Genomic DNA, 11,478 nt, shown 5'->3' on the forward strand with positions numbered 1-11,478 from the left:
CTATGGATTGATTCAAGCTCAACCCATTCTACAGAAGGCGGCCTGCGCCGTCTCTTTTTACACCACTATAAAGACATCACCGCCTGTTCCGAAAAAACAACTACTAACCTTGTTCATCCCTTACGCAATCAGGAAAGCTAACCACCAAGTATCTTACCGTAGCACATCCAACGTTTCATCACTCCCCACAACCACCAAATGTGCGTTGGCCCTGGTGATCCCCACATACAGCAGGTCCTCCTGGTCCAGAACGTCCTCCAGTTCAACGAGGATGACCACCGGTCTTTCCAAACCCTTGAAGCGGCGTATGGATTCAAAGGCGACCTTATCCTCGTCACATTCTTCGCCGCTGCACACCTGGAAGGCGCCGATCTTTCCGTCCTCTGCCAGGGAGCTTTTCTCAGTCGATCGGCCGGACAGGACCGCGATGGATGCGGGTGAGATGCGTTCATCAATGATGAGCCTGTGAAGGGTCCGGCTCACGCCCTTCTGCCGCTCCCTCTCGCCACCTGCCTTGATGAACTCAACCGGCCTTCCCGCCGGCCCCCCTGCTTCCATCGCTTCCCCTTCATAGAATCTGGAGGCCAGGTCGTAGATCGACCTGGTGTTACGCAGGTTCTGATCGAGCGGGTATTCGTCCAGTCCCTGCGGTATAGCGTCCTTGTGGCCGTAGAGCCGCTGGTTGTCGTCGTAGAAGACATAGAGGATGCTCTGTTCCGGGTCGGTCATGGATAGCTGGAGCATGGTCCACCATTCCTCACGGAAGTCCTGCCCCTCATCCACCACGATGGCGTCAAAACGTTCTTCCGGCATCATCTCAAGTGCCTTCATGAAAGCGTTGGGAAGCACCTCGTTGAAGTAGTTCGATGAGGGAGAATCCTGCACCTGGATCTCCGGCAGCTCGGCCTTTTCAGCCATGTCGTGGCAGAGCCAATGGAAGTTGCGCACCGTGATGTCCTCATGCTCTCCCGCCCGGTCTTCCAGGAACTCTGCCAGGGGTCGGTTGAAACATGTGAGCAGCACCTTCATCCCTTCGCCGGCCAGCTGCTTCGCTTTCTCCACTGCCAGCATGGTTTTGCCGGTGCCTGCACCTCCGGAGATGGCCACTCTCCTTCTCCTTCGAAGGTAGCCCAGGAGATCGAACTGCCTTTCAGTCAGCTGCAGGATCTGTTTCGAATCAGCGGCGATGTCCGCCGCCAGGGGGTGTTCCAGCTGGAAACTCCGGGCCAGGAGCTTTTCGACCATCTCCATGCCCCGGGCGCCGAATTCCACACTTTCCAGATCCTTCCCGCTCCAGTACTCCCAGGCGTTATCCAGCCACTTGTCCATCCAGCCCAGGTCACGGGTAAAGGCCATCATCTCGTGGGCTGAATCGGTGCTGATGGGGCCGGAGGGTCGTGCGGAGTCCGGGAAAATGACGCAATGCCCCAGTCTTACATATTTGCGGTTCCAGCCGGGCGCCTGCTTGATCTTACTCAGAAGGGCATACTTGCTCTTTTTGACCTGGTCGAAGGGATCGTCGATGCGGTGTTCTTTACCACTGCCGTCTATGCTGTACCATTGATCGGTAGCACCATCGTATTTGATCTTCCCGCCCTTGACCTCGATGACCAGGATCCCGTTGTCCGGATGGGCAACCACAAAATCGGTCTCCCCATCCACGGGAGCCTGTCCCGGCGATGGCCTGCCCAGCCATGAAACGCTGTAAAAGATAATGCTGTCGTCAGGAGCGTGGGAAGCGAAGGCCTCGTAAACGGCCTGCTCCGCATCCCGCAACGGGTCGTTGCGGACCGATTCAGGCAGTGGTGTGGGAATCAAGCGGGGCATGGGGTTAGACTAGTTCATGAAAAGGTAGGAATGCAAGGTGGGGTTTTGGATTCAACCATTTCTCAAAAAGTGTGAAAGGAGAGCTTGCCAAGCCATAGCTCAAAGAGCGACGGCTGGAACTGACCACACGGTTTGAACCTGCATGTCAAGTAATGACAATTGCACGGCTCTTTTATTGTGAAATTTACGACCAGTTTGAACGCATGATTGATGCTATAACCCGGGGGTCCAGCACCTTCTCACACGATTCCCAGTCGATCCTCTCCACATTGGCGTACCTTAATTCGAAGGGGTGACTTTTGGGTACCTCGTCTATGATTTTTGCGGCCTGTTCCCTTTCACCCATGGCCATGGCAACCCAGGCATCCTCCAGCACATCCGGGAGCTGGCCAAACAGGTTATAGATATCCTTGAGACGATCGGACAGGAGCTGATGCACCCGGTCTTCAACAGAATCCTTGTATCGCATGTTGTAAACGTAAACTTTGTCATGAACCTGGCCGATTCGCTGGATGCGGCCTTTTCTCTGTTCCAAACGGGTGGGGTTCCACGGAAGGTCCAGGTTAATCAACGTGGCAAGCCGTTGCAGGTTCAGCCCTTCCGAGGCGGCATCCGTTCCGATCATGAGTTTCAGCTCGCCCTTTCTAACCATAGTTTTAATGTCTTCGCGATTTTTCCGAGTCCAGGCGCCCCGCAGATAAATCCCTGACGATTGGGAGCCGGAGTATACAGCTATTTGTTCCTCAGGGTACTCTTCGGTAAGCTGCTCCGCCAGCCATAGCACCGAGTCACGGTACTGGCTGAAAATAATACACCCGCGCTCAAGCCACCTTCGGGCCGCCAGGCATTCGAGGACAACCTGATACTTGGGGTCCCTTTCCTGGTTCGCTTCCAGCGCCGCAACGAACTTTTCCAGAAGATCCCTTTCTGTCGAAGTCAGGCTTCGAGAGATACTGGCCATCTCAACTGGCTCTTCCTCCCCAAAAAGGTCCTCTTCCTCCTCCATCACTGGATCGAGGTCTTCCCATTCGGAGAGCATCTTTTGGGCCGTTTTCAATCCGGCATACACGGTGCTGCCAACGCGCCTTAAAAGGAGTGTTTTTAAAAACCCTGCCCCCTTCATTCGCTGACCCAGGGTGCGGCAAAATTCCTCAGCGAGGTCGTAGGCTTCGTGAAGGTAGGGCGGCAATAAGATGGCCTCCCTATCACCCTCACCAAACAGCTCAACACCGATTTTTTGCAAAAGTGGCTCGTTGGTCTCCGGGTCAATCTGGTTTTCCAGCTGCTCCCTGGTTCGCCGGATAATTCTGGTAATGAACGGATTGTGATCCTTGATGTATCGGGGAAAAAGGTCCCGCAGTCGCGAAACTTCGGGTGCTTTGAATCCCATAATGGCATCCCCGTCTACAACAGATTTCTTGTCTTCAAGGGCCAGCTTTGCCCGCAGTATTTCGAAATCCCGATGCTCTTCTTTCGGAGGGAGAGGGTTTCTTATCCATTCCCATTGCTCCTCAATACTTTCAGGTGGCTGATCGCTTCCCATGACCAGGGAGAGGGCCTGCCCCGACTTTCTCCAACGGCTAAAGGAGTTTCCCAATACGGATTCATCACCATGACTCAGGATATCAAGAAGGTCCCAGGCTTCAATCGGCCTGATCTGGACAGGAGTCGCTGTTGCCAGGAGCAGGCTCTGTGTTCTGTCGGCGATCTGCTTCATGAAAGCCAAGAGATTGTTCGCATCTGGTGCTTCATTATCCCTACCGTCCCCCAGGTTTTTACGGCGGGCACGATGGGCTTCATCAAGGATCACGCAATCATAAGTCAGGGAAAGAAGATGTTTGACCGCATCAGACCTTCGCGTGACCAACCCCCCTGATACGATCCCCACACGGCGCGGGCACCGTCGGATCCCCTCGGATCCTGTCACCGGGTATTCAATTTCACGTTCATCTACCCACTGTTTCCCTATCCATACCGCAGACGGCATTCCCAGGAGATCCAGCATCTCCCCTTGCCACTGCCATATGAGTGTCTTCGGGCAGATGATGAGGATCGGCTTATCCCCAGATAGACCGATGAGCAGGGCTGTCATAGCCAGCTGAAGGGTTTTCCCCAATCCGACCTGGTCCGCAAGGATGTACCGGGCCTTGCCAAGGGGGCCCTTGTGGGCATCGAAAGCTGTCTTGACAAAGTATTTCTGGTGTTCCCACAGACCAACCTCACGACGGTAAACGGGAGACTCGATGACGACAGGGGCGGGGTCCATCTGACCCTCTTGTGTTTCTTCGCCCTTCCATCCCTCCCGTGTCGGGATGACTTTCCTTTTTGACAATCGGCCCAGATCCTCAACAACAAAATCAGCAAGAGGGATAGAGTAGGGGGAACTCCAAAGGGCGTTAAACTCTTCCTGGACCCACTCGACAGCCTCGGAGGAGGAATCCTCCCAGACCAGCTCGTAGTTCATCTCCCATGCGGATTTAGACTCGTTGGCGCTGCCTAGAAAGCTCGTTTTGCTTCCATCGGCCAGGGTGACCACTCCGGCCTTCCCATGGACCAGGCCAAAGGCGTTATCGGGCAGGACGCGCACCTGCAACTTACCGCTCCTGAGGTATTCAAAGAGGGCCTGGAACCTGGATCTTGCCTTTTCTCCTCCCTCAAGATCGAGGTAGGATTCCGGCTGGGAAGCACACCACGATCGCCGTAGGGCAGCCTGGGCAGCCTTGGCAGTGATGACATCGGCAGGGTTCAGATCGGAGTTACAGATGAGCCTAATGGGGCCTGTTATGGATTCCAACTCCTCGCCGGCTACCTCTATAAGGGACGATGAGAAGTAACCGGCGATCCGGTCGTAGGACTTGGCGCCCCTGAGCCTGTCCAGCAGGAACGATTGTGACAGTGGTTCGAGCCGGGAAGAAAACCTTCGTACAGGGCTCATGCGCTGTCACCTACCTACCTGAAAATGTGATATTGGAAGCCAGCAACCTCTACACATGGTCGTTCCTCACGGCCCCTGCCAGAAGAGCGGCTGACCTGGCATCCTCAGTCCAGTGATCCAGACCCCGCACACCGCCAGTGGACGCAAGGTTTTCCAGCAGGTGTATGATCTTCTCCCTGCTGTTCCAGTAATCGGGCAGCTCCGTATGGAACCAGTCGAGTCCGCTTTTCACCTCATTATTTTTTCCAACAGAATGGATCGCAAAGAGGATCTGGCGGAGAAGAGAACCTGCAAACCCGTCCCCAGAAAGTCCACGTCGTCCGAGCTCCGTTGCTGTTTTCAGCCTTGTCTGGTTCGCCTTGGTCGAGGCTAGAAGGGCCGAATAATCGGCAGCCCCGAAACCCCTGGCCAGTTCCTGGTAAACACCGCTGCGCAGTTCTCCGTGTCCCTCGACTTCCAGACCTTTGAGGTAGAACCGCTCCATGGGGGAAAGAGTCTTCCATACCTCCCGGTCGATCCCCTTAGGGACAAGATGGTCACAGGCAACCTTGACAGCGTTGACGATCATCTGCTCTACCGGGTTGACCTCTCCACGTGACCTTTCTCGTTGTATCTCCCGGGCCGGATCGACTTCCTCAATAGGCCTCTCCGTCAGGATCCTCAAAGCAGCGGCGTAGGCTGCCAGCTGATAGTCAGCGTCGGCAAAATTGGGGTCGCTGTCATCCTCCAAAGCCGTCATGCTGTCGAGTTGTTCCCTGACTTCGGCTTCAATCTTGTAGGCGATCTCGTCCAGGAACACCGGCTCCTCCTCCGTTCTTTTACGGCAGACGAGAAGCACAGTTCCCTGAACGTAATTGCCTTCCTTGATGACGGCATCTGTCTCTGTCGAAATGCACCAGGCGGCGGTCACGCGCAGGCCGGCGGCCCATAGAATCAAAGCAAGGTCCGCCCAGACCCTTGCATCTTGATGGGTGAACATAACGATCTGCATGCCGTTATCCGGCATATGGTGGACCATTTTTTCGTAACACTCCACCATGGCCTGGCGGAAACCCTGATCGTTTCCCTTAACGACCAGGGCTCTTTTCGAGTCGGCATACCAGTCGGGGAAAAGAACTGGCAGCCGACCTCCATACCATGCCAGGAAGAATTCGGTGATCTCCTCATAATTGATGGCATCCGCATAAGGGGGATCAGTTATCCAGAAATGGCTCTTGTGTTCCAGCTGCCTGGCATCCAGAGGGATAACCACCGAATCCGAATCGATTTCCTGGGGATCATACCGCATGTACCAGACACCTTCGAGCAGTCCCAGGCCCTTGGAACCATAGTTATATAAGGTGTTAAGCGCCTGGTTGTAGAAGGTCTGGGCGAAGGATTCCCGAGCAGCACCAACGCCCCATCCCATAAGACGGGAGTTCCAGTTACAGCAGCGACCGACTCCAAGGAGGCCTGCAACCTTTTCCTCGATTGTGTCCCCGATTTCTTCGGTCATCTCCGTGAGCAGGCCATGGAGCAGAAGCTGGCGGGGAGTGAACAGGTGATGCCAATAGGTCCACCCACGGGTACGGATTGGCTCATCTGTTTTACTCCCTGGTTCGATGCGACGGTTCGGAATGAATCCCTTCTTCTGCCACTCCGGGAACCGTTCCTTGAGAAGTTTGAGGACCTTGGCCTCCCTGGCCATGTCCTCCGCTGTCGGGGCCCTGTAGTGCCTACGGGTCCTCTCCTCACCTTTCTCACCAGAATAGGTCTCTATCCAACGGATGCAGTAGAGCCTTTCCTGGAAGACGTCATCGGGTCGGGGGGCTATATCTTCATTTTCCCACATCCTCATGCCACGGCGAATGACTTCGATAGGAGTAGAGGGGCCCCCATCAGGAGGGACCAGCCGCGAGCTGCTGATGGTCCCGATCCCCTTGGCCGTCTTCTGCTCCTGGGAGGTCGCGTCCCACTGAATCTCTACTTTGAACCTTTTTTCCCCATGGTCCGGAACCAGATGGCCCACCACTCCGGAGGAGGGGCCGATAAGGAGTGACGGCAGGAGAGGAACGTGGTAGCCGGACTCCGGGTCCTTCACCTCGACGCAGTAAAGGAAGGCGTCAGCTCGCCAGCCGACCTCATTGGTTTCGATGCCCCACTCCACCACCTTCTCGTCCACGGCATGGAGGATCTTCTCCTGTGCCTCCCGGATCTTCTGGGCTGTCTCTTCACTCCCGCCAACCAAATTCAGGGAGGCCCAGGTGAGAATAGTTCCAACCGGACTCAGATCCGAACCGTATGCGTCACACCCTAACCGCGCCGCCTCGAAGGGAATGGAACCGGCTCCGCAGAAGGCATCCCCGACTTTGGGTCGTGATCCAAACCGCCTCTGCCCAAGCTCCTCGACCAACTCAGGGAGGGAGGATGCTGCTGTTCCAAGGTGGGCATTAATGTTGCTCCAGGTCTGGTCAGATGGACCGTCGATCTGTTCGGGTCGGCTGGCATACTCCCTTTTCTCCGAGAATGGCATGCGGTCAAACACGAGAACCTGGAGTTTCTGTGCACCCTCCCGGTCCAGTTTCTTAATTGTTTGGCCATCTTCTTTAAGAAATCGCTTCTGCACGGAACCCGGCATTCTCAGGAGTTCTTCCACCAAACGGGGGTTAGGGATCTTTTTGGATCTCCTTCGCCCCATGCCTTCATCATCCATGGTCAGGAGTTGGAGAAACACTTCACGGTCTTTGAGGGGGTCATCCGAGGCCGGCATAAGAAGGCCCAGGAGAGCAGCTCGAACCAGGATGAGGGGCTTTCGCCCCCACCATTTGCCTAGGCCTGTGAGGGTCTGGCTCTGGACCGCTTTCCTTTCCTTGAAGCTCTCCTGGGATATCTTCGCAACCGGGAACTGATCCTCGATAAAACTTTTGGCATCATGTAGATCGGCTATAACCTTACTAGAAGGGGCGGGTCTGGTTGAACGGCTCATGATTCGTTATCCCTCTCGTCGGCTTCTTTCGGCCGTTCATCCAAATCACTTTCACTGGCCAGACGGAAAAATTCCGGGACCACCAGATCGTCAGGCGAACGGTTAATGGCAGGGTTTTCGGAAAGGGCAAAACGCAGGGCTTTTCTCCAGCCCTTACCCCTGTCGAGGGTGCCGTGCCCGGTGGCAGCCGCTGTCTGGGTATAGAGCCACCACCGCTCCTCGGCCACCAGGCCCTTCCAGTTAGCCACTGCGTTGGAAACCAATCCCGGGTCAGCGTCCTCAATGGCCCAGGCGAGCAGTACGAGCTCTTTGCCCAGTTCCTTCCTCACCAGGTTGGGTCCGGTGCGCCATGCGCCGGCCTTTTTCCTTATTTTTTTCAGGCGTTGGTTAAAGTGCGCCCGGACTTCATCGGCGATGGCGTCCCATTTGGGACGGACGAGGACTGCCCTCACCTGGCCATCCAGTTTGTTGGTGTATGTCACTTCACTGGACCCTTTAACGCTGTCCCAGGTGAAATGTTCGCTGATCTCAACCTTCTGTGTTGAGGCTCGCTGTATCGTGACCACGAAATGATGCTGGCTTTCGGCAGGATCGAAGCCAAAGGAGTGGGAAATCCGTTTTGACGTATCGTAGCTATCCCTGGTCATTGATTTACTGTTTTATCTCTTCCGCGGTGAAGTTTGTGCGGCCATCCTCGACCCAGTCCAGGAAGTCCTGTCCCGCCTGGAAAACTACTTTCCGCGTTTTTAACTGGACCTGGCCGTCTCCCTGGATCTTCCTGAGGACATCGAGGCATTCCTCGATCAGCTCAGGGGCAATCTCCTTTTCTTCGAAGGTAGTGAGCTCTATCCACTCCCTTGTTCCAGCTATTCCCCCGATGATGATGGTTATCCCTTCCGCCCTGGCCTTATATTTCTTGAGGCCTTCCAGAAACTCATAGGATTCCTGGGTTGATGCGAAATCTTGAATGCGGGACCAAATCAAAGGTTTCTGGGGGTCAACCTTGATCTTCTCTTCCTTTTCCCAACTGATGGCAATGCGCTCAACTTCTGATTCGATTTCTTCCCTGGTTGCGTAAGCCAGGACCACAGAGGTGCCTTTGGGTAGGGCGAAGGGAGTATCGTAGACAGCCCCGGCAACTTTGGGATCAGAACCATCTGTCGAGTAGTAGACATCGGCTGATGGAGCGGCCTGAAGCTCCATCATCTTATCGCTGCCTTTCTGATAGGTTTTGTACTTCAAGGTGATCCGGTTTTTCCAAAGTGTGGGCTCTCCCGCCTCATGGCGGCCGGCACTGTCAACGGCAAGGAACGAAACCTTGAGATCGTTCCCATCCCACCTCGAGCCGTCCAGTTTGGCCGATGCAGTAGTGGCCGGCCCTCCGATTTCGTAATAGATGGTGTCTCCGTTAATGGGGGTGACCCTGAGTACAACGTCGCCGGTATTATCGTTCCTCGATTGCTCCTGGATGGAAACGTTGGTTTTCGGCTGGGGGAAAGGACCCTTGTCGACAAAACCACCATCCTCCCTCCAGAGATCCTTGTGCAGGCAGTCTTCCCTCAGACGGTCCAGGGCATCTGCTCTGTGCCACTGCCATTTCGGCATAGCGCCTGCCCTTTTCTTGATCTCCCCCCATGGCATGGATTGCTGAGTAAATAACCTCTGTTCACACTTCTTCCGGAAAGTCTCGCTGGAGATATCATCGGTGAACTTCATCTTCTCCTTCAGTACGTCGATGATCTGCTGCTCGCCGGAGTACTGGTTTCCCTCAAACTTCATCCGGAAGTCAGCCTGGACGAGGCCTGATTCCGTTGGATACCAGACGGTGGTAAAGGTCTCCCGGACAGCTGAGTGGAAATTGTGCAGGATTCGCTCGTTCAGCTCCCTGGCCTGAAGCATCTGCGGGTCGTTATCAGGGACTCTCTCCGTTTGCAGGTCGTTGAGGATGTGCTGGACGGCCTTGAGCCGTTTCCCCACATCTATCAGCTGATCGTAGGTGTCCTTTGTTCCCGTGAGGAAACAGATCCTGTTTTTCCACATCGTCTGCTCATAGAACTGGACCAGTTCCGGTCGGAGGTGGCCACCTAATCGAGGTTCAGTAACTACCAACGTCGTCCGGTCCTGTTCGAGCTCAATCTCATCCACTGGAGGGAGAACCTGAACCTTCTGGTAGCACCATCCATTGGTGACTTTGAAAAGTTCCTGGAGTCGCTCCCTGAGTTCCTTTTCGGCTTGCTCCTGCGCGAAAGCTCGAACCAGAGATTCCAGTTTAGCAATGAGGTTCTGAACGTTTTTGAAAAAAAGCTTTCCATCTCTGGTGCTGTGAAGGTACCAGGCTGCGGTCGAAATCTTGGACAGGGTCTCCTCTTTGAGTTTTGAGAGATCCCTGCCCGGCTCGCACAGATAGGCCACCAGTTCAGGAATGGCGAGCCCCAGCGTGGCATTAGGAACGTTTGCCAAAGATGCCATGAGCAGAAGTTTACAGGCATCCGTTGCATCCTTGTTGCCCATGTTGGCAGCCATGACCTCGGCCACTGCCTGGCCGTCCGAAGCGATATCATGGGCGATAGCATTATCCAGTGAACTGTTGATCTGGCCGATCTCTGCTCGGGTTTCCTGGTCGTTAAGGTCCAGGTCGTGGGCCCCCACAAGGTATGAATGCTCCGCAATACCTGTCGTCCAGAGGCGAGCAACCACGATCCTCATGAGCCGGATGAGGCCTCTGGTCTGTTGGAAGCCTGGGTTCTGCCTGAAGCGGGCATACAGATCACGGATACCAGGGTGAAACGGGTAGGATGACGTGATGTGTTGGGCAAACTCCTCAGGAGACTGGCTGGTGATAGCCATCTGTTTGGCGTCCCTGATGGCTTTTGCGTACCCTTGAGCGACCTCTTCAATTTGACCTTCAGATGGCAGGCCGGTAAAGATCCGCTTGCGGAGGATGTGGTAGAGCTCATCAGAATTCAGTCTGACGGGCTCGAGGGTCATCGCTGTTCTGTGAGTTTCATTTTCAAAATCCGAAAGGAGTGCCGTGATCTGAGCGCTCCCACTTTCATAAGCTGCCGCCAGATCTGTGATGACAAGACACACCCGTGAGCAGGATTCCTTGCCGATTGCTACAAGAAGGTTTGAGAGGGCGGTAGCCGTTACTTGCGCCAGATCTGAATTGCCCACGGCTTTTGATTTGGCGTTTTCAAAGTAAGGTGGCAGTTCGTCGACCAACAGGAGAACAGTTTCGCCATCAAAAAGGTTCTCCCAGGCTTTCTGACCAGGGGCCTGAAGAGGTGAATAGCACTCTTTAAAATGGGCCTTTTTCCCTAACTGCTCGGCTAGAGAACCCCAGATCCCCTTGTTGATTCCTAGCAAAAACGGTTCAAAAGAGTCGAGATATTGTCAGTTTGAGTTGACCATTATGTAGAGATTGTCAGAGAATATGGGCTTGTTGCGGAAGGCTCTTTTTTTTGACACCGTTGATAGAAGGCGGGCGGAGAGTTTAGACGAACTCTCCGCCCTTTTACATTCGGGGTGACAGCCCCTGTCCTACATGGAGGTTTAATGATAAGGCCGGTGCTTGTTGAACTCAAGCAAATTTTTGAAATGGGCCGGTGCTATCCATGGCCAAGGCCGCAGTGCTGCCCGCGTTGCGGCAACTGGCGGGTCTGGGGACATGGCTACGTCGCCCGCTATTTTGAGGGATATGGCGAAGCCCTGCTGGTGAAGTGCTACCGGTGCCCGGCGTGCGGTTGCGTCA

Annotated in this window: 5 protein-coding genes; all 5 read right to left on the bottom strand. The window is 54.8% G+C overall.

The annotated features are described in order from the left end of the window. Positions 1 to 153 precede the first annotated feature (153 nt). The 5 genes from P1S46_09095 to P1S46_09115 all read right to left on the bottom strand — a co-directional run bounded on the left by P1S46_09095 (position 154) and on the right by P1S46_09115 (position 11,093). Positions 154 to 1,827, bottom strand: a complete 1,674-nt coding sequence (locus tag P1S46_09095) for an NERD domain-containing protein (GenBank protein MDF1536641.1) — start codon at positions 1,825 to 1,827, stop codon at positions 154 to 156. A 184-nt stretch (positions 1,828 to 2,011) separates the two neighbouring features. Then, positions 2,012 to 4,762, bottom strand: coding sequence for a helicase-related protein (locus P1S46_09100; protein ID MDF1536642.1), 2,751 nt, complete (start codon positions 4,760 to 4,762; stop codon positions 2,012 to 2,014). Positions 4,763 to 4,811: 49 nt separating this feature from the next. Next, positions 4,812 to 7,727 carry a DUF1156 domain-containing protein gene (locus P1S46_09105; protein MDF1536643.1) on the bottom strand — a complete coding sequence of 972 codons (2,916 nt, stop codon included), beginning with the start codon at positions 7,725 to 7,727 and terminating at the stop codon, positions 4,812 to 4,814. Continuing rightward, positions 7,724 to 8,374: a DUF3780 domain-containing protein gene (locus P1S46_09110; protein ID MDF1536644.1), complete on the bottom strand. Its 651-nt coding sequence runs from the start codon at positions 8,372 to 8,374 to the stop codon at positions 7,724 to 7,726. Before P1S46_09110 ends, P1S46_09105 begins: the two co-directional genes overlap by 4 nt. A 4-nt stretch (positions 8,375 to 8,378) precedes the next feature. Further along, positions 8,379 to 11,093: a DUF499 domain-containing protein gene (locus P1S46_09115; GenBank protein ID MDF1536645.1), complete on the bottom strand. Its 2,715-nt coding sequence runs from the start codon at positions 11,091 to 11,093 to the stop codon at positions 8,379 to 8,381. Positions 11,094 to 11,478 lie beyond the last annotated feature (385 nt).

The organism is bacterium, assembly GCA_029210545.1.
Taxonomy (GTDB): Bacteria; BMS3Abin14; BMS3Abin14; order BMS3Abin14; family BMS3Abin14; genus JARGFV01.

Coding starts and splice junctions, on each gene's coding strand:
- P1S46_09105 (MDF1536643.1), bottom strand. CDS start 7,727: ATGAGCCGTTCAACCAGACCCGCCCCTTCTAGTAAGGTTATAGCCGAT.
- P1S46_09100 (MDF1536642.1), bottom strand. CDS start 4,762: ATGAGCCCTGTACGAAGGTTTTCTTCCCGGCTCGAACCACTGTCACAA.
- P1S46_09110 (MDF1536644.1), bottom strand. CDS start 8,374: ATGACCAGGGATAGCTACGATACGTCAAAACGGATTTCCCACTCCTTT.
- P1S46_09095 (MDF1536641.1), bottom strand. CDS start 1,827: ATGCCCCGCTTGATTCCCACACCACTGCCTGAATCGGTCCGCAACGAC.